Raw genomic sequence first — 16,841 nt, forward strand, 5'->3', positions numbered from 1 at the left:
TTCAAACGGCTACGGTGAAGGGTTGGTCGTCTCGCTGGATGCGCCAGGTGTCACCGCTGCCGAGCAGGGCGGCCAGGTCGCCCTTGCCCTGCCGCGCGACCGCCGCGCTGATCTGATCGCCGAGCAGGGTCTCGTAGGTGGGTCGGGTCACGTGCCGGAAGACGCCGATGGGCGTGTGCTCGAACGCCGGGGAGTCCAGCCGCGACAGGGCGAAGGCCTGGGACGGATCGGGATTGCCCGCGTCGTGCACGACGATGCGGGAGGGATCCGTCTCGGCCAGGTCGACGACCTCGAAGCCGGTCGAGGTCCGGCACAGCCCCTTGTCCTTCTTCGCGCCGAACACGATGGGCTGCTGGTGCTCGAGGCGGATGGTGACGTCGTCGCGAGTCCGCGGATCCTTCATCGCCTCGAAGGCGCCGTCGTTGAAGATGTTGCAGTTCTGGTAGATCTCGATGAGTGCCGTGCCCTGGTGGTGGGCGGCCTGACGGAGGGTGGACTGGAGGTGCTTGCGGTCGGAGTCGAGCGTGCGGGCGACGAAGGTGCCCTCGGCCCCGAGGGCCAGGCTGATGGGGTTGAACGGCGCGTCCAGCGAGCCCATCGGCGTGGACTTGGTGATCTTTCCTAGCTCGGAGGTGGGGGAGTACTGGCCCTTCGTGAGTCCGTAGATCCGGTTGTTGAACATCAGGATCTTGAGGTTGACGTTGCGGCGCAGGGCGTGGATGAGATGGTTGCCGCCGATGGACAGGCTGTCCCCGTCGCCGGTGATGACCCAGACCGACAGGTCGGGACGGGAGGCCGCCAGGCCGGTGGCGATCGCCGGGGCCCGGCCGTGGATCGAGTGGAACCCGTAGGTGTTCATGTAGTACGGGAACCGGGACGAGCAGCCGATGCCGGAGACGAACACGATGTTCTCGCGGCGCAGCCCGAGCTCCGGCAGGAAGCCCTGCACGGCGGCGAGCACGGCGTAGTCGCCGCAGCCGGGGCACCAGCGCACGTCCTGGTCGGTCTTGAAATCCTTGGCGGTCTGCGCACGCTCGTCGCGGGGGACCAGGGCGAGCCCGCCGCCGTCGGTGAGGGGGTCAGTCACTGTCGATCACATCCTGGATGACGCCGGCGAGTTCTTCGGACTTGAACGGGAGTCCGCGGACGCGGTTGTAGCTGATGACGTCGACGAGGTATCTGCCGCGCAGCAGCAGGGCGAGCTGCCCGAGGTTGATCTCCGGGACGATGACCTTGTCGTAGGAGCGCAGGATCTCGGCGGTGTTGGCGGGGAACGGGTTGAGGTGGCGCAGGTGGGTCTGGGCGATGCGGCCGCCGGCGGCGCGCACCCGGCGTACGGCGGCGGTGATGGCCCCGTAGGTGGACCCCCAGCCCAGCACCAGCACCCGGGCGCTCCCGGAGGGATCGTCGACCCGCAGGGGGTCGATGCCGGCGGTGATGCCGTCGATCTTGGCTTGGCGGAGGCGGACCATCAGGTCGTGGTTGTCGGCGTCGTAGGAGATGTTGCCGGTGCCGTCGGCCTTCTCCAGCCCGCCGATCCGGTGCTCCAGCCCCGGGGTGCCGGGGATCGCCCAGGGCCGGGCGAGGGTCTCGGGGTCGCGGTGGAAGGGCCGGAACGCCCCGCCGCCTTCGCCTTCACCGTCAGCGGGGGCGGGGGCGGGGGCGAAACGGGGGTCGATGACGGGCAGCGAGTCGACGTCGGGGAGCAGCCAGGGCTCGGAGCCGTTGGCCAGGTACCCGTCCGAGAGCAGCATGACGGGCGTGCGGTAGGTGACGGCGATGCGGGCGGCCTCCAGCGCGGCGCCGAAGCAGTCGCTGGGCGAGCACGGCGCGATGACCGGGACGGGCGCCTCTCCGTTGCGCCCGTACATGGCCTGCAGCAGGTCGGCCTGCTCGGCCTTGGTGGGCAGCCCGGTGGAGGGGCCGGCGCGTTGCACGTTGATGACCAGCAGCGGCAGCTCGGTGGCCACCGCCAGCCCGATGGTCTCGCCCTTGAGCGCGATGCCGGGGCCGGAGGTGGTGGTGATGCCCAGCGACCCGCCGAACGACGCGCCGAGCGCCGCCCCGGCGGCGGCGATCTCGTCCTCGGCCTGGAAGGTACGGATCCCGAACCGCTTGTGCTTGGACAGCTCGTGCAGGATGTCCGAGGCCGGGGTGATGGGGTACGAGCCGAGGAACAGCGGCAGCCCGCTGCGCACCCCGGCGGCGATGAGCCCGTAGGACAGTGCGGTGTTGCCCGTGATGTTGCGGTACAGGCCGCCGGGCAGCGCCGCGGGCTTGATCTCGTACGACACCGAGAAGTCCTCGGTGGTCTCCCCGTAGTTCCAGCCCGCCTGGAACGCGGTGATGTTCGCCTTCATGATCGCCGGCTTGGCGGCGAACTTGCGCTCCAGGAACGCCACGGTCGCCTCGGTCGGCCGGTGGTACAGCCACGACAGCAGTCCCAGGGCGAACATGTTCTTGGCCCGCTCGGCGTCCTTCTTGGAGACGTCCAGCCCCGCCAGCGCACCGACCGTGAGCGAGGTCAGGGCCACCGCGTGCACGTGGTAGGCGTCCAGGGAGTCGTCGTCGAGCGGGTTGGCGGTGTACCCGACCTTGGTGAGGTTACGGGAGGTGAACTCGTCGGTGTTGATGATCAGATCGGCGCCGCGCGGCAGGTCGCCCAGGTTCACCTTCAGCGCCGCCGGGTTCATCGCCACCAGGACGTTCGGGGCGTCCCCCGGGGTCACGATGTCGTGGTCGGCGAAGTGCAGCTGGAAGCTCGACACTCCGGGCAGCGTCCCGGCGGGGGCGCGGATCTCCGCCGGGAAGTTCGGCCACGTCGACAGGTCGTTGCCGAACGACGCCGTCTCCGCGGTGAACCGGTCCCCGGTCAGCTGCATGCCGTCACCGGAGTCCCCGGCGAACCGGATGATGACGCGGTCGAGCTGCCGGACGTGTTTGGTCATGCCTGCCGGCTTTCGGCGGCCGGCCGGCCGGTGCCGGAGACGCGGCGGCCCAGCCAGTCCAGCACGATCTCGAACCAGTCGGTCGCGTTGCGATGCAGGTTCAGCGAGTGACCCGCGTCGGGTATCACCCGGGTCTCCAGCCGGGCCTCGGGCGAGTAGAAGGCCTCCTCGTAGGCGTGCACCGAGGCGGAGTCCCGGCCGAAGCCGACCGCCTCGCCGCAGAACAACGCGTCGTACTGGCCGACCGCGATGAGGACCGGCGCCCGGACGGCCAGCGAGTGGGTGGGCAGGTAGGTCTGGGGGAGTGTGTCGCCCTCGCCGAGCGCGCCCGTCGACTTGATCAGCTCGTTGTACTCCGACATGTCGGGCTCGACGTTGGGCGGGTGCTCCAGCATGCGCACCCGGTAGCCCGGCATCTGGGTCAGGTAGCCGGGCGGGGGCTGGGTCGGGCCCACGATCGGGTCCTGGGCCGCCGGGTGGAAGAAGTCGATGACCTGCTGGTACAGGTCAGTGAACGCGTGCAGCATCCCGCTCACCACGAGGGCGTCCACATCCTGGTGACGGCCGGCCTCGATGATGCCGATCCCCGACCCGTACGAGTGGCCGACGACCACCACCTGGTCGAAGGACCGGCCCGCCAGCTCGCCCGTGCGCAGCGACTGGACGATCCGGTGCAGCACGGCGACGTGCGCGTCGGCCGTCACCTCGTCGGCCGGCGGCCGGCTGCTCGTGCCGGTGCCGATCCGGTCGAAGGTGAGCACCGCGTACCCGGCGCGGGCCATGTACTCGGCGAAGTTGTACCGCCCCGGGAGGGTCCAGTACCGGCGGTCGTAGGTGAGTCCAGGGACCAGGACCTGCACCACGCCGGGGGTCGTCCCCGCGGCCTGGTGCAGGTCGCCGGACACGTGCCATACCGTGTCCCGGTCCTGGTGCGGGCGGATCTCCAGCGTGACCGGGATGCGCTTCAGCCGGACCAGTGATCCGGTGGGCGTGGGCCGGGAATTCATCAATCCTCCGTAAGGACGAGGTCGGGTGACGGCGAGCGCAGGACCGGCGGCGGGCCGACGGGCAGCCGGGAACGCAGCGGTCCGCGCAGTGCCGCGGCCAGCACCCGCGGACGTCCCACCGCCTGCGGGGGCGCGACCATCTGGTTGATGTCGAGCAGGGCCCGGGAGGCCGCCTGGCTCTCCGGGGAGACGGCGATGACCCGGTACAGGTAGCTCAGCTGGATCCGGGCCGCGAGGCTCACCCGGTCGGCGGCCCACGGGTAGGCGAGATCCGCGGTGGCCGCGATGCTCCAGGCCAGGTCGATGCACTTGGCCACGGAGCGGCGGAGCCCGGCGGCCAGGCCGTCCAGCGATCGCGCCGACTCCAGCGCGGTGTCGAGCGCGAGGGCGCTGCGGGCGGCCACCGACATGCCCTGGCCGTAGGAGGGGTTGAGCGCTCCGGCCGCGTCGCCCATGACCAGGTACCGGTCCGGCCACCGGCGGAGCTTCTCGTAGTGCCGGCGGCGGTTCTCGGTGCGGCCCGAGCGGTGGATGGGCGTGAGCGGCTCGGCGTCACGGATGGCGTCGTAGAGCACCGGCGAGCGCAGTTTGCGGGCGAAGGCCAGGAAGCCCTCGAGGTCGGTGGGCGGCCGCTCCTTGCCGAGCGCGGCCAGCGACACCATCCAGCGCCCGCCCTCGATGGGGTTGAGGATGCCCTGGTGCGGGGCCTGCGGGGAGTACTGCAGCAGGATGCAGTTCCAGTCGGCGCTGTGGCCGCGCGGCGGCTGGAAGACGCAGGTCGAGTAGGACGTCTGGGCGTCCACCACGCTCTCGGCGGGCCGCCCGTAGCCGAGGGCCTCCAGCCATTCCGGTGCGCGCGAGGTGCGGCCGCTGGCGTCCACGACGAAGTCGGCGCGCAGCTCCTGCGGCCGCCCACCGTCGGCGCCGTCCTTGGCCCGTACCCGGACCCCCCGCACCACGGACCCGTCCGGTTCGGTGAGCAGGCCGAGGGCCTCGGTCTCCTCCAGGAACTCCACCTGGGGCAGTGCCCGCACCCGCCGCCGGACGACCCAGTCGATCAGGTCGCGGGACGAGGTCAGCATCGCGAGGTCGGTCGGGAAGCGGGGCATCCAGCCGCCCGCGGTCAGCAGCAACATGTCCTCCGGCATCCGGACGCGGACCATGCCCGCCCGCAGCAGCTCCTGGCGGATTCCCGGGAACAGCTGCTCCATCGCCTCGTGCCCCGCGGTCATGAGGTTGTGCGCGTGGCGGGCCTGCGGGACGCCGCGGCGCCAGGCCGGGTCCTCGGGAAGACGGTCGCGTTCGACGACGGTGACACGGTCCATGTGCCGTGCGAGCACCGCCGCGGCGAGCAGCCCGGCCATGCTCGCGCCCAGGACGACCGCATGGCCGGTGCCTCCGGGACGGCTCTCATCTGTCGTCATCCGTACCTCCTCATGCCGCGAGCGCTTGGTCATTCACCCGCCATCTTCTTCAAATTACGGTCGCGAAGATCTGCACGCTACGGCAATTAACTGCCCGCGGGTGTCAGCACGGAATGGCACGAAATTGCCCTCCCCGCCGAGATATCCCGGCGGCGAACGATCGGCATAATCAAATGGTGAACATGATTGCGGAGACCCCGTCACGCCTCGACGTCGTCGTGCTCGGCTCGACCGGCTCGATCGGCACTCAGGCGCTGGATGTGATCCGCCGTAACCGGGACCGGTTCCGGGTGGTCGGGCTGGCCGGCGGCGGGGGGCGCGTGGGGCTGCTGGCGGAGCAGGCGCTGGAGTTCGCGCCCGAGGTGGTGGCGGTGGCGCGCGGTTCGGCGGCTCAGGACCTCCAGCTGGCGTTCTACGCCGAGGCGCAGCGGCGGGGGTTCTCCTCGGGGGCCTTCCGGGTCCCGAAGATCGTGGCCGGCCCGGAGTCGGTGATGGAGGCGGCGTCCTGGCCCTGCGACGTGGTGCTCAACGGGGTGACGGGCGCGGTCGGGCTGGCCTCCACGCTGGCGGCGCTGGACGCGGGGCGGACGCTGGCGCTGGCCAACAAGGAGTCGCTGATCGTGGGGGGCGCGCTGGTGAAGGCGCGGGCGCGGGCGGGGCAGATCGTGCCGGTCGATTCGGAGCATTCGGCGCTGGCGCAGTGCCTGCGCGGCGGCTCGGGGGACGAGGTGGCGCGGCTGGTCCTGACGGCCAGCGGGGGCCCGTTCCGCGGATGGTCGCGGGCGGAGCTGGAGAGGGTGACGCCGGAACAGGCGCTGGCACACCCGACCTGGGACATGGGGCCGGTGGTCACGATCAATTCCGCGACGCTGGTGAACAAGGGCCTGGAGGTCATCGAGGCGCATTTGCTGTTCGATATCGGCTTCGACCGGATCGGGGTCATGGTGCATCCCCAGTCCGTGATTCATTCGATGGTGGAATTCACGGACGGCTCGACGCTGGCACAGGTGAGCCCGCCGGACATGCGGTTGCCGATCGCGCTGGGGCTGGCGTGGCCGGACCGGGTGCCGGCGGCGGCGCCGGGGGTGGACTGGTCCCGGGCGCACACCTGGGAGCTTCTCCCGCTGGACGAGGAGGCGTTCCCGGCGGTGGCGCTGGCGCGGGAGGCGGGGGAGCGCGGAGGCGGTTTCCCGGCGGTCTACAACGCGGCGAACGAGGAGTGCGTGGAGGCCTTCCGCGCCGGCCGGCTGCCGTTCCCGGGGATCGTCGACACGATCGCGCGAGTGGTCGCCGAACACCGGGAGTCCGGCGCGCCGACCCTGGAGGCGGTGCTGGCGGCGGATCAATGGGCACGCGAGCGGGCCCGGGAGCTCACCCGACTCCCGGCCCGGGTGGAGGCGGGACGATGAACGGCAGACGGGCGATGGCACCGGCGCGTACCGCGGTGACGGTCAGGGCGCCGGCGAAGGTCAACCTGCTGCTGCAGGTCGGCCCGGTACGCGACGGCTACCACCAGCTCATGACGGTCTTCCATGCCGTCTCGCTCTTCGACGAGGTCACCGTGGCGCCCGCCGAGGAGCTCACCATCCGGGTGACCGGTGACCCCGTCCTGCCCCTGGAGGCCGTGCCCCTCGGCGCCGACAATCTCGCGGCGCGGGCGGTGCGGGCGCTGGCGGCGGCGCTGGGGAGGGAGCCCGAGGTGGCGATCTCCATCGACAAGTGCATTCCCGTCGCGGGCGGGATGGCCGGGGGCAGCGCCGACGCGGCCGCCGCACTGCTGGCCTGCAACCACCTGTGGGGCGCGCCCCTGTCCCACTCGCGGCTGCTGGACATCGCCGCGACGCTCGGCAGCGACGTCCCGTTCCCGCTCGTCGGGAGCACCGCCGTCGGCACCGGCCGCGGCGAGGCGCTCACCCCGGTGGAGGTCGGCGGCCGGTTCCACTGGGTGTTCGCCTACGCCCGCGGCGGGCTGTCCACCCCGGCGGTGTACGCGGAGTACGACCGCCGCCAGGGCGGACGGGTGCGCCGGCTCAGTGCCGCACCGCGGCTGCTCGACGGGTTGCGCACGGGCGACGTCGAGGCGGTCGGGGCGGCGCTGGACAACGACCTGCAGGCCGCCGCGCTCGCCCTCCGGCCGGAACTCGCGGGCACCCTCGCCGCCGGCCGGGAACACGGCGCGCTGGGCGCGATCGTGAGCGGCTCCGGGCCCACCTGCGCCTTCCTGGCACGCGACCGCGGCCACGCGCTGGACCTGGCGGCGACGCTCTCGGCGACCGCGGACTGCTCCGCCGCGGGCTGGGGGTACGGCCCGGTACCGGGAGCGCACACCATCATCCCGGACGAGCCGCTCTAGCGGCTCTTCATCGCCTCGGTGAAGCCACGCCACGCGCCGGGGGAGAAGGCGAGCACCGGACCCCTGGGGTTCTTGCTGTCCCGGACGGCGATGGCGCCGGGAAGGCTCGCGACCTCTACGCAGTCACCGTCGTTCTGGCCACTGTGAATTGACTTGCGCCACACGGCATTACTCAGGTCCATCGTTCATCCGCCGTTCTAGCGATCGCTCAAGCGGCATTTGCGCGGGCAGTGCTTGAGCGCGGATCCTATCAAACGACTCACTAAGGGTCGTGAGATCTTGTTTATCGCCCGTGCTGATTCCACGCGCGGCCGTCTCTATATAAGACACCTCGCTCCGGTCTTCCAGCGTAGCGAGTACGAAAGCACCTGTTACCTCGGGCCGATCAGCGCCGTTCGGTACCACCTGGATACAGATTCTGTCGCTGGCGGACGCTACCAAGTGCATCAGCTGGTCATGCATGACCTTCGGTGTTCCGACCTGGTACCACAGTGCGGCCTCGTTCATCACGCAGATAATGAAGGGTGGCGGGGGTTCCTGTCGGGTCAGTATCGCCTGGCGGTTCATCCTGGCCTCGACGGCCGCTTCGTCGCCATGCAGGAGAGCCCTGGCGTAGTCGTCGGTCTGCAGTAGGCCGTAGATCGCTAACAGCTGGAAGGTCCGGAGGGTCGTGGCCCGAGCCTCGTACATGGGCCAGTCGAACCACCGGGGATAGACGGCGCCCTTCACCAGGAGATCCCACAGATGCGCGAGCGCGCCGCCCGTCTGGAGCTCACGGTCGGCGCTCTCCGCCAGCGACCGGTCGCACCGTGACTTCCCGTGTTCGGTGTCACTGATGGTGCCGGCCGAATTGTTGATCATGGAGCCGAACTCCACGAGCTTGTAACCGCCCGACTCCCGGTACATGCGCAGCATGGAACCGAACACGGCCAGACCGGAACTCCCCGGGTTGAGGGGCTTGGGACGTCCCGCCATGGATCTCTCTCCCTACGTCAGGTAGCCGCTTCGCCACCCTGAGTATGGGGCGCGAGGGGAAGACGCCGCTGGACGACGAACGAACGGCGAGGGGTCCTTGATGGCGGATCGGGGGCGCTTGGCGCCTGCCCGGGGGAGTGTTCGGCCCTGCCGGCTACAGGGCGGTCGCGGTCTCCTTCAAGATGCCGGCGAGTGCGCTGTAGTCGACGGCTTGCCCTTCTCTGATGTCGACGGCCTTGCGGTCACCGTTACCCAAGGCCCGAAGAAACCCTTTGACCGGCGGAATGTCCGCCGCGTTGAACACCATGAACGAGATCTTGTCCTTGCCCACCGCGATGACGGCCGCGTAGTGCCCGTTCTTGAGGTAGTGCGGCTTGCCGTACTGGAGCCGCTCCTCGACATCGGGAATGGTCTGGCCGACCATCGCACGCAGTTTCTCGCACACCTCGATCTGCCAGGGCTGTGCCTTGTTGATGTACTGGGTGACCTCGTCATTCATGGTGTTCTCCTTCACGTCGTTGCCGAAACTGACGGTCCATGGGTGGACCGCGAAACGATCATCGCTACTGCAGGGGGAAAGTGTCTCGTCGGGACACGGGCGGCTGGGCTCAGGGGCGCGTGGGGCGGTAGGTCAGGACGACGACGCCCGATGTGAAAGTGGTGCTGTCGACGAGTTCGACGGTGCTGGCGCTGTCGGGGCGGAAGAGGGTCTCGCCGCCGCCTTTGATGACGGGGTAGATCCAGACCTTGTACTCGTCCAGGAGCCCGTGCTCGGCCAGATCGTCGGTGAGTCGGCCATTGCCCCAGATGAGGATGTCCCTGCCGTCTTCGGATTTCAGCGCGGTCACGGTTTCGACGAGCTTGTCGCCCGGGATGAGGTGGGAGTTGTCCCACGCGGCCGGCTTGTCGAGGGTCGAGGACACGGCGTACTTGGCCATGGCGTTGACGTGGTCGGCGTAGGGGTTGCCGCTCATGTTCGGCCATGCCTGGGCCATGCCTTCGTAGGTGACGCGGCCGAGCAGTAGCGCGTCGCAGCCGAGCGTGAGGTTCAGGGCGTACGCCATGGCGTCCTCGCTGTTGTGCTGCATGGACCACAGGTGCGGGTTGTCGATGAAGCCGTCGAGGGTGGCGTACGTCGAAGCGATGATCTTGCGCATTTCAGGCTTCCCCTGTCGTGGCCGTGGTGATCAACTGATGAGGACTGTATAGTCAAACATCGTGATCGTCAATCATCGTGACTAACTAGGAGGGCTCATGGGCGACGACCGGCCGGAACCGGACGTGGGCATGCTGACGGGCACGTTCATGCGTGCCGTGCAGGACGAGCTGTTCGCGACCCTGGCCGAACAGGGACATCCGGACGTGCGGCCGCGGCACGGCTCGGTGCTGGCCTTCCTGGATCGCGACGGGGCTCGGGCGACCGAGTTGTCCCGGCGATCGGGCCTGCACAAGCAGATCGTCGGCACGATCGTCGACGAACTCGTCCACCTGGGTTACGTCTCACGGGAGCCCGATCCCCGTGACCGCCGAGCCAAACTCGTCGTCCCCACCGCCCACGGCCTCGACGAGATCACGCGAGCCCGCGCCATCCTCGCGGCGATCGAGCGCCGTCACGAGCAGGCGCTCGGCGCAGAGGACTACACCGGCTTCAAGGCGGCGCTCCAGCGGATCACACGCCTGCAGCGGCAGTGGCGCGACGTCCGTGGCGCGCGCCCCGGCGAGTAGGAATCCCGCGGCTCGCGTGCGCGGGCCCGGACGTCAGGCACTCCGGGTAGCCCGCTTCTGGTGGATCTCGGTGAAGAAGCGCATTTCCACTCGGCTGCACAGGTAGCGATGGTCCGCCGGCCAGTTCAGCTGCAGGCCGCGGAAGTCGGTCGACAGGATTATCTTCAGATAGGGGTGGTTCGAATACGGCGTGGCCGCCGTCACCACTTTCCCGTACGTCCTGGCCATTATCTTGCGTTCCGCTATTTGCAGGCGGCATTCGCCGGCGAAGTCACGCTCGTCCGTCAGCGCCAGGTCGACGGCCTCCCAGAAGAGCGTACGGTCGGGGGCCGGGCGGCGCGTCGCGAGCTTCGTGCCGGGGGCGGGCGTCAGGCCCAGATGGATCGAGAACCCCGCCAGGCGGCCGCAGTGACGCACATAGAACGAGCCCCAGAAACTCGAGACGTGGCCGACCGTCCGAGGCCCGTTCCGGGTGGCCACCGCCAGTGTCCCGCGGGTCATCTCGCCGGAGATCTCCCATGCCGTGGGGTCTCCGAACTGGGTGTGCGAAGTGCCGTCCATTGCGGACCTCCGGTTTCCGCGGCCACCCTTTGGCCACCATGGCGGAATCGTCGGGTAATGCCATCATGGAGCCGTGGATCACCTTTAATCCAGTGGCTTTACATCGATTTGTCAGGGAATAGTAAAAGCTCTTATGCGGTCTTATCGAGGTCGGCGATGACTGAAGGAAGACCGGTGCCGACGGTCGGGAATCCAGGCGTCCATCCGAGCTCGTCGCGGGCCTTGGCGTTGCGCACCCGATAGGAGGTGACCAGCGAGCGCACCGCCGGCCGGCCGACGATCACGTTGGCCAGCGCGGCCGGCACGTTCCCCACCCGGGGCAGGTCCATCGCGCCGGTGATGGCGTCGACGAAGTTCCGGAGCGTCACCGGGGCGTCGTCGACGATGTTGTACTCGGCACCGGCGGGCGCGCGTTCCAGCGCGGCGACATAGGCGGCGGCCACGTCGTCGACATGGACACAGCTCCAGTGGTTGGCGCCACCGCCGATGCACCTCAGCCGGCCGGCCCGCGCCTGGGCGTGGAAGGCGCTCGCGAAGTTCCCGCCGGGGCCGTAGACGAAGCCGAGATGCAGGACGACGGCGTCGAGCCCGCCGCCCCGGAGGGCGCGCAGCAGTTCGACCTGCCGTGCGTGGCCGACGCCCAGCGGGGAGGGGGAGAGCGGGGTCTCCTCGGTGATCCACTCGTCGCCGCGATCGCCGTAGCCGAAGCACCCGCTCGTGTAGACGAGCCGGCGCCCGGCCCGCGTGCAGGCGCTGACCAGCGCGGCGGTCATGGTCTCCTCGGCGGCGTCCAGCCGCGCCAGCCGCGTCCGGGTCATCCGCCCGGGGACCCGCAGCTGGGCGGCGTGCACGACCGCGTCGGCCTGCTCGACCATCGGCTGGTACGTCTCCGGCCGGAGCATGTCGCCGATCAGCGTCATGGTCTGCTCGGGCGGCAGGTGCGCCGCCCGGCGCGGGGAGCGGACGACCGCGATCACCTTGTAGCCGGCCGCGCAGAGGGCCTGGGCGACGGCGCCGCCGACGAAGCCGGTGGCGCCGGTGACCATGACGGTCATGCCCGGTTCGATCTTGTTCATCTGCCGTCTCCGGTCCGCGCCCGGGAGGGCGCCGTCAGGTCCACTGGCCGCTGCCGTGGGTCTGGGTCGACCCGAGCAGCTGCTCACGGAGCTCGAAGCGGCGGACCTTCCAGGTCGCGGTGCGGGGGAACTGTTCCCAGGGGATGACGACGGGGTCGTCGAGCTCCGGCAGCCCCGCCGTCGCCGCCTGCCACACCGCCGGGTCGAGGGTTCCGTCCTCGGTGGACAGCACGGGCTTCGGTCGCTGGCCGGGCACCCCGAGGACGATCACTTCGGTGGCGCTCTCGATCCGGTCGAGCAGCAGGCTCTCCAGCTCGATGCCGCTCGTGCCGGGGATGACGTCCACCTCGCGGTCCAGGATGCGGATGGCCCCGTTACGGGTGCGTACGCCGATGTCACCGGTGTTCCACCGGCCCTGCCAGACCTTCTCGCGGTGCCGCTCGTCCTCGCCGAGGTAGGTCAGGCAGCGGCCCCGGGTGCGGACCAGCACGATGCCCTCCTGGCCGCGGCGGACGCGGCGGCGCGTCACGGGGTCGACGATCCGGAAGCGGGTGACGAAGGGGACCGGCCAGCCGACGTTGTTCTCCGCCGAGCCGGCCCGCCCGGGGGCGACCATGCGGCGGTTGAACACGCCCAGGCTCACCGGGCCGACCTCACTCTGCCCCCAGCTCTGCACCCACAGGGGTCCCCGGCGGCCGGAGACGTCCAGGAACCTGCGGACGGTCGGCGGGTGGATGGCGTCGAAGGTGCTGAAGTAGGTCCGTACCCGGGTGAACAGGTCCGGATGGCTGCGGGTGAGTGCCTCCCAGAGCTGGTAGATGTTCGGGCAGGCCTCCAGCGTGGTCGGCGGGTGCTCGGCCAGCGTGCTGATCACCGTCTCCGGGGTCGGGTCGGCCAGGATGACGACCTTGGCCGGCGGCCGGGCCAGCTGTGCGACCGTCCAGGTGATCGCCCGGATGTGCATGAACGCGATGCAGGAGGCGACGGTGTCGTCCTTGCGGATGGACAGCCGCGGAATGGGCGCGGTCTCCAGCTTGGTGTTCACGCCGACGGTGGTGTTGGCCGAGTGCACCACGAACTTCGGCACGCCCGTCGTCCCCGAGGTGTGGGTGCAGACCATCGGCTGGTCGTCCGGGCGGGGGTTCGCCGGGGGTACGGGACCGGACCGCAGGTCGTCGAAGGTCCGGAGGCCCGGGGGCACCTCGCCGGCCCCCGCGGCGATGATCGCCACGTCGGGGCCGACCAGGGAGATCCCGGCCTGGCCGGCGGCGGCCAGCGTGCCGGGGCTGGCGACCAGCACCGCCGGGTCCAGCCGCTCCATCATGATCTGCAGGTTCTCCGGCTTGATGGTGGCGGAGATCATCGCGGGCAGCGCGCCGATGCGGGCGGCCGCCGCGGCGAGCAGGATCACGTCGAAGTGGTTGTCCTTGATGATCGCCAGGCGGTCCCCGTAGCGGAGCCCGGCCTCGTGCAGGCCGGCGGAGACGCGGGCGACCAGCCCGGCCAGCTCGCCGACCGTGTACCGGGTGCCGCCCCGGGGCGCGATGTCGAAGGGCCGGTCCAGGTGGAAGACCGGGTTCCGGGAGCCGGCGAAGTACTCGAACACCAGGCCGATGTTGTTGGGCCGTTTCCCCTGCTTGTCGCTCATGAGCTCAGGTCCTCCGGGATGTCCGCTAGTTGACGAGCGCGAGATTGGCGATGATGAGCACGACGGTCCCGACCCGGTGCGCGGTGATCCCCAGCTTCCGGGCGGTGAGGAAGTCGTCCCGGAGCAGGCCGGCCCGCAGCTGCCGGACTCGGATCACCAGGACCGGTGCGACGAACGCCAGGAACCACCACGAGACGGCTCCGGCGGCGAGCGCGACCGCGATGGCGGCGGCCTCGGTGGCGCTGATGGCCGCGACCACGGCGCGGTAGGCGCGCGGCGAGCACGTGGTCGCCAGGTTCCGGCGGCCCGCGGCCCGGTCGCCGGCCATGTCGTTCATGTTGGAGTACACCGACACGAGCAGGCTCCACAGCCCGAACAGGTAGCTCTCCAGGAGCACCAGACCCGTCACCCGGCCGGTGAGCAGGCCGTACGGCAGCAGGACCAGCAGGCCGGGGCTCAGCAGCAGCACGAGTTCCTGGGCCCGGTGGTAGCTCAGCTTCAGGCCGTAGGAGTACTGCACGCTGATCAGCAGGACGAACAGCGCCACCGGGATCGCCCAGCCGGGCCGATGCGGGGCCACCGCGATCGACAGGCCCCACATCACGGCGCCGAAGGCGGAGACCGCCCAGCCGAAGCGCACCGCCTGGCCGACGGTGAGATCCCCGGCCAGCAGCGGTTTGTTGGCGCGGTTGCGCAGCGTCGCCTGCTCGGGCGCGTAGTTGCGGTCGTCGCTTCCGTCGCGATAGCCGGTCACGTCGTCGAAGGTGACGGTGGCGGCCACGACCCCCACCCAGCCCAGATCGACCAGCAGGAGGGTGACGAGGGTGTCGCCCTGGAAGCGCGCGGTCGCCGCCACCAGGCTCCATACCACCAGCACGCACAGGTAATAGTCGTAGAAATAAAGGTTGGCCAGTCTCGCGTAGGCGCCCATGCGCTGCTTGGAGGCCGCGGGCATGAGGGTCGTCGCCATGAGTCGCCGTCCTTCGGATGGAGCTTCCCTGCATATGTGGTGAGGAAATAAACGTACGTCCGGCGCCATTCCTGGGAAAATGGCACGACGATGGCAATCAATTGCGTACGGCTGATAGGGCAGGGATCTGCCCTGCCCTGGCAATGAGCAGGAAGATGTCATTTCCGTGCCGTGGAGGCGGCGCGGCCCGCACTGCCAGGCTGACCTCATTCATGCGACATCCGGCTCTGGAAGGAACGGGACAGAAGATGACGCAAATCTCAGCCCTCGTCGCGGAGGGCGTCCTCGAGCTGACCGGCGGTCCGGACACCGCCGCCGCGGCCGGCCGCTACTACTCACAGGACTTCATCCAGCACAGCCCGGTCTTTCCCGGCGGCCACGACGGCCTGCAGGCCTCGATCAACCAGGCCAAGCAGCAGGGCGCCACGTACGAGTTGCTGCGCTCCTTCGGGGAGGGCGACCTGGCCGTGCTGCACGCCCGGGTCATCGGCTTCGCCCCGGTGCCGCTCATCCTGATCAACCTCTACCGGGTCGTGGACGGGAAGATCGCCGAGCACTGGGAGGGGATGCAGCCGGAGGCCACCGAGACCGTCAGCGGCAACGGGATGGTCGACGGCCCGACCGAGCCCACCGATCTGGACCGCACGGACGAGAACCGTGAGCTGGTCCGGCGGCTGATCGAGGACGTCTTCGTCGGCGGCGACGCCCAGGCGCTGGGGGAGTACTTCGACGGTGACGCGCTCATCCAGCACAACCCGTTGATCCCGGACGGCGTGTCGGGACTGGCCAAGGCGCTGGACGAACTGGCGCAGGAGGGCCGGACGGTCGAGTACACCAAGCTGCACCGCATCGTGGCCGAGGGGAACTTCGTCCTCACCCAGTCCGAGGGGAAGCTGGGCGGCGTTCCGCACTCCTTCTACGAGATCTTCCGGGTCGCCGACGGAAAGGTCGCCGAGCACTGGGACGTCGCGTGCGAGGTGCCCGCTCAGTTGCCGCACGACAACGGGGTGTTCTGACCATCGGCTCGGCCGCTCCCGGAACGGCGCTTTTCGCCCCGCAAGGCGAGGAGCGCCGTTTCCTTAATCAGCGGCAACTTTGACGTCCCTCTGCGGTTCCGCTGCAGAGGTTCTTACCGCCCATCCGGTGTACTGACAAGTGAGCATAAATCGGCCTCAGTGCCCCGCTTCAGTGAAATCCGGCCACCAACCATTACTCCTGGAGGAGCACATGGACCCGAAGAGTCGCGTCGTCTACGGCATCACCGAACTGTTCGTCCAGCTCGATCCCGACGCGGTGTACCGCCACTGGCACGAGAACCTGGTGCAGCACAGCCCCATCGTGCCCGACGACCGGGCGGGGCTCAGGTCGACGATCGTGCAGCTCAAGACCGTAGGCCTCCGGTACCACATCGACCGGGCCATCGCGGACGGCGAATGGGTCGTGTTCCACGCGCACTGCGACGGCGTGTCCCAGCACCTGGTCGCCTTCAACCTCTTCCGGGTCCAGGATGACCGGATCATCGAGCACTGGGAGGTCGTGCAGCCGGCGATCGCCGACACCGTGAACGGCAACGGCCTGGTCGACGGCCCCACCCTGGTGGCGGACAAGGAGCGGACCGACGAGAACCGCGAGCTCGTCCGGCGCGTGATGGAGGAGATCTTCATCGGCGGCCAGGACCCGGAGCCCGGCGACCTGTTCGACGGCGACAACCTCATCCAGCACAGCCCCAACGTGCCCAACGGGGTCTCCGGGCTGCTCTCCCTGGTCCGGCAGACCCGGCAGTACGACCGGCTGCACCTGCTCGTCGCCGAGGGCAACTTCGTCTACGCCCAGTCCGAGGGCAAGGTCGGTGGCAAGCCGTACGCCTTCAACGACCTCTTCCGGCTCGAGAACGGCAAGATCGTCGAGCACTGGGACACGGTGGGCGAGGTCCCCGACGTGCTGCCGCACAACAACTCGCTGTTCGTCTCCTGACCCCGCGCCCAGGAGCCCGGATCCCCACCACGTTCCCCTCCGCGGGCCGTTCCCTCCCCTGGGCCGTTCCTCCCCCGGGCCGTTCCCTCCGTGATCATGCAATCGATCGACGATCGATTGCATGATCACGGAGGGACGGCACCACGCCGCCGGGCGCGCAGCGCCGCGCGGCCGGCGCGC

Annotated in this window: 17 protein-coding genes; 5 read left to right on the forward strand and 12 right to left on the reverse strand. The window is 69.7% G+C overall.

Annotated features, from left to right (window positions below):
* Position 1: 1 nt before the first annotated feature.
* The 4 genes from ACRYCC_RS06610 to ACRYCC_RS06625 are packed head-to-tail and all read right to left on the reverse strand — an operon-like array spanning position 2 to position 5,379.
* A complete protein-coding gene (locus ACRYCC_RS06610) occupies positions 2 to 1,087 on the reverse strand; it encodes a 2-oxoacid:ferredoxin oxidoreductase subunit beta (RefSeq protein ID WP_433809672.1) in 1,086 nt (361 codons plus the stop codon).
* On the reverse strand, positions 1,080 to 2,948 hold the full coding sequence (locus ACRYCC_RS06615) for a 2-oxoacid:acceptor oxidoreductase subunit alpha (protein ID WP_433809673.1): 1,869 nt from the start codon (positions 2,946 to 2,948) through the stop codon (positions 1,080 to 1,082). Before ACRYCC_RS06615 ends, ACRYCC_RS06610 begins: the two co-directional genes overlap by 8 nt.
* Positions 2,945 to 3,955, reverse strand: coding sequence for an alpha/beta hydrolase (locus ACRYCC_RS06620; protein WP_433809674.1), 1,011 nt, complete (start codon positions 3,953 to 3,955; stop codon positions 2,945 to 2,947). The genes ACRYCC_RS06615 and ACRYCC_RS06620 overlap by 4 nt, the downstream gene beginning before the upstream one ends.
* Positions 3,955 to 5,379: an NAD(P)/FAD-dependent oxidoreductase gene (locus tag ACRYCC_RS06625; RefSeq protein ID WP_433809675.1), complete on the reverse strand. Its 1,425-nt coding sequence runs from the start codon at positions 5,377 to 5,379 to the stop codon at positions 3,955 to 3,957. Before ACRYCC_RS06625 ends, ACRYCC_RS06620 begins: the two co-directional genes overlap by 1 nt.
* Positions 5,380 to 5,561: 182 nt before the next feature.
* On the opposite strand from ACRYCC_RS06625, the gene dxr reads away from it, so the two are divergent.
* Positions 5,562 to 6,788 (forward strand): 1-deoxy-D-xylulose-5-phosphate reductoisomerase, encoded by a 1,227-nt coding sequence (gene dxr, locus ACRYCC_RS06630; protein ID WP_433809676.1) that lies wholly within the window; start codon positions 5,562 to 5,564, stop codon positions 6,786 to 6,788.
* Complete coding sequence (locus ACRYCC_RS06635; protein WP_433809677.1) at positions 6,785 to 7,732, forward strand: 4-(cytidine 5'-diphospho)-2-C-methyl-D-erythritol kinase; 948 nt, start codon at positions 6,785 to 6,787, stop codon at positions 7,730 to 7,732. The genes dxr and ACRYCC_RS06635 overlap by 4 nt, the downstream gene beginning before the upstream one ends.
* Here the strand turns inward: ACRYCC_RS06635 and ACRYCC_RS06640 are convergent.
* From ACRYCC_RS06640 to ACRYCC_RS06655, 4 genes are all read right to left on the reverse strand, one after another.
* Entirely contained in the window at positions 7,729 to 7,914 is a 186-nt protein-coding gene (locus ACRYCC_RS06640) for a DUF397 domain-containing protein (protein WP_433809678.1), read from the reverse strand. The two genes, ACRYCC_RS06635 and ACRYCC_RS06640, sit on opposite strands and share 4 nt — an antisense overlap.
* Complete coding sequence (locus tag ACRYCC_RS06645) at positions 7,901 to 8,707, reverse strand: DUF5753 domain-containing protein (protein ID WP_433809679.1); 807 nt, start codon at positions 8,705 to 8,707, stop codon at positions 7,901 to 7,903. The genes ACRYCC_RS06640 and ACRYCC_RS06645 overlap by 14 nt, the downstream gene beginning before the upstream one ends.
* 154 nt (positions 8,708 to 8,861) lie before the next feature.
* On the reverse strand, positions 8,862 to 9,206 hold the full coding sequence (locus tag ACRYCC_RS06650) for a DUF1801 domain-containing protein (protein ID WP_433809680.1): 345 nt from the start codon (positions 9,204 to 9,206) through the stop codon (positions 8,862 to 8,864).
* Between the two features lie 109 nt (positions 9,207 to 9,315).
* The gene (locus tag ACRYCC_RS06655; protein ID WP_433809681.1) at positions 9,316 to 9,864 is read right to left on the reverse strand and encodes a dihydrofolate reductase family protein; all 549 of its coding nucleotides are present in this window, start codon (positions 9,862 to 9,864) and stop codon (positions 9,316 to 9,318) included.
* A gap of 97 nt (positions 9,865 to 9,961) precedes the next feature.
* Here ACRYCC_RS06655 and ACRYCC_RS06660 point away from each other — a divergent pair, with 97 nt between their 5' ends.
* Complete coding sequence (locus ACRYCC_RS06660) at positions 9,962 to 10,432, forward strand: MarR family winged helix-turn-helix transcriptional regulator (RefSeq protein WP_433809682.1); 471 nt, start codon at positions 9,962 to 9,964, stop codon at positions 10,430 to 10,432.
* A 33-nt stretch (positions 10,433 to 10,465) separates the two neighbouring features.
* Here the strand turns inward: ACRYCC_RS06660 and ACRYCC_RS06665 are convergent, their stop codons facing one another.
* From ACRYCC_RS06665 to ACRYCC_RS06680, 4 genes are all read right to left on the reverse strand, one after another.
* Positions 10,466 to 10,993 (reverse strand): hypothetical protein, encoded by a 528-nt coding sequence (locus tag ACRYCC_RS06665; protein ID WP_433809683.1) that lies wholly within the window; start codon positions 10,991 to 10,993, stop codon positions 10,466 to 10,468.
* Between the two features lie 131 nt (positions 10,994 to 11,124).
* Positions 11,125 to 12,069 carry an NAD-dependent epimerase/dehydratase family protein gene (locus tag ACRYCC_RS06670; protein WP_433809684.1) on the reverse strand — a complete coding sequence of 315 codons (945 nt, stop codon included), beginning with the start codon at positions 12,067 to 12,069 and terminating at the stop codon, positions 11,125 to 11,127.
* A 34-nt stretch (positions 12,070 to 12,103) separates the two neighbouring features.
* Positions 12,104 to 13,717 carry a class I adenylate-forming enzyme family protein gene (locus ACRYCC_RS06675; protein WP_433809685.1) on the reverse strand — a complete coding sequence of 538 codons (1,614 nt, stop codon included), beginning with the start codon at positions 13,715 to 13,717 and terminating at the stop codon, positions 12,104 to 12,106.
* A 25-nt stretch (positions 13,718 to 13,742) separates the two neighbouring features.
* Positions 13,743 to 14,687, reverse strand: coding sequence for a UbiA family prenyltransferase (locus ACRYCC_RS06680; RefSeq protein ID WP_433809686.1), 945 nt, complete (start codon positions 14,685 to 14,687; stop codon positions 13,743 to 13,745).
* A 248-nt stretch (positions 14,688 to 14,935) separates the two neighbouring features.
* Between ACRYCC_RS06680 and ACRYCC_RS06685 the strand changes: the two genes are divergently transcribed.
* Both ACRYCC_RS06685 and ACRYCC_RS06690 read left to right on the forward strand, forming a co-directional pair.
* Positions 14,936 to 15,703 carry a nuclear transport factor 2 family protein gene (locus ACRYCC_RS06685; protein WP_433809687.1) on the forward strand — a complete coding sequence of 256 codons (768 nt, stop codon included), beginning with the start codon at positions 14,936 to 14,938 and terminating at the stop codon, positions 15,701 to 15,703.
* Positions 15,704 to 15,914: 211 nt separating this feature from the next.
* Positions 15,915 to 16,661 carry a nuclear transport factor 2 family protein gene (locus ACRYCC_RS06690; RefSeq protein WP_433809688.1) on the forward strand — a complete coding sequence of 249 codons (747 nt, stop codon included), beginning with the start codon at positions 15,915 to 15,917 and terminating at the stop codon, positions 16,659 to 16,661.
* Positions 16,662 to 16,841 lie beyond the last annotated feature (180 nt).

It is taken from the genome of Actinomadura scrupuli (assembly GCF_050971785.1).
GTDB classification, from domain to species: domain Bacteria; phylum Actinomycetota; class Actinomycetes; order Streptosporangiales; family Streptosporangiaceae; genus Actinomadura_E; species Actinomadura_E scrupuli.

What these genes read in the sequence shown, in the direction of transcription:
- ACRYCC_RS06615 (WP_433809673.1), bottom strand. Translation starts at nt 2,948, where the DNA reads ATGACCAAACACGTCCGGCAGCTCGACCGCGTCATCATCCGGTTCGCC.
- ACRYCC_RS06620 (WP_433809674.1), bottom strand. Translation starts at nt 3,955, where the DNA reads ATGAATTCCCGGCCCACGCCCACCGGATCACTGGTCCGGCTGAAGCGC.
- ACRYCC_RS06625 (WP_433809675.1), bottom strand. Translation starts at nt 5,379, where the DNA reads ATGACGACAGATGAGAGCCGTCCCGGAGGCACCGGCCATGCGGTCGTC.
- dxr (WP_433809676.1), top strand. Translation starts at nt 5,562, where the DNA reads ATGATTGCGGAGACCCCGTCACGCCTCGACGTCGTCGTGCTCGGCTCG.
- ACRYCC_RS06635 (WP_433809677.1), top strand. Translation starts at nt 6,785, where the DNA reads ATGAACGGCAGACGGGCGATGGCACCGGCGCGTACCGCGGTGACGGTC.
- ACRYCC_RS06640 (WP_433809678.1), bottom strand. Translation starts at nt 7,914, where the DNA reads ATGGACCTGAGTAATGCCGTGTGGCGCAAGTCAATTCACAGTGGCCAG.
- ACRYCC_RS06645 (WP_433809679.1), bottom strand. Translation starts at nt 8,707, where the DNA reads ATGGCGGGACGTCCCAAGCCCCTCAACCCGGGGAGTTCCGGTCTGGCC.
- ACRYCC_RS06650 (WP_433809680.1), bottom strand. Translation starts at nt 9,206, where the DNA reads ATGAATGACGAGGTCACCCAGTACATCAACAAGGCACAGCCCTGGCAG.
- ACRYCC_RS06655 (WP_433809681.1), bottom strand. Translation starts at nt 9,864, where the DNA reads ATGCGCAAGATCATCGCTTCGACGTACGCCACCCTCGACGGCTTCATC.
- ACRYCC_RS06660 (WP_433809682.1), top strand. Translation starts at nt 9,962, where the DNA reads ATGGGCGACGACCGGCCGGAACCGGACGTGGGCATGCTGACGGGCACG.
- ACRYCC_RS06665 (WP_433809683.1), bottom strand. Translation starts at nt 10,993, where the DNA reads ATGGACGGCACTTCGCACACCCAGTTCGGAGACCCCACGGCATGGGAG.
- ACRYCC_RS06670 (WP_433809684.1), bottom strand. Translation starts at nt 12,069, where the DNA reads ATGAACAAGATCGAACCGGGCATGACCGTCATGGTCACCGGCGCCACC.
- ACRYCC_RS06675 (WP_433809685.1), bottom strand. Translation starts at nt 13,717, where the DNA reads ATGAGCGACAAGCAGGGGAAACGGCCCAACAACATCGGCCTGGTGTTC.
- ACRYCC_RS06680 (WP_433809686.1), bottom strand. Translation starts at nt 14,687, where the DNA reads ATGGCGACGACCCTCATGCCCGCGGCCTCCAAGCAGCGCATGGGCGCC.
- ACRYCC_RS06685 (WP_433809687.1), top strand. Translation starts at nt 14,936, where the DNA reads ATGACGCAAATCTCAGCCCTCGTCGCGGAGGGCGTCCTCGAGCTGACC.
- ACRYCC_RS06690 (WP_433809688.1), top strand. Translation starts at nt 15,915, where the DNA reads ATGGACCCGAAGAGTCGCGTCGTCTACGGCATCACCGAACTGTTCGTC.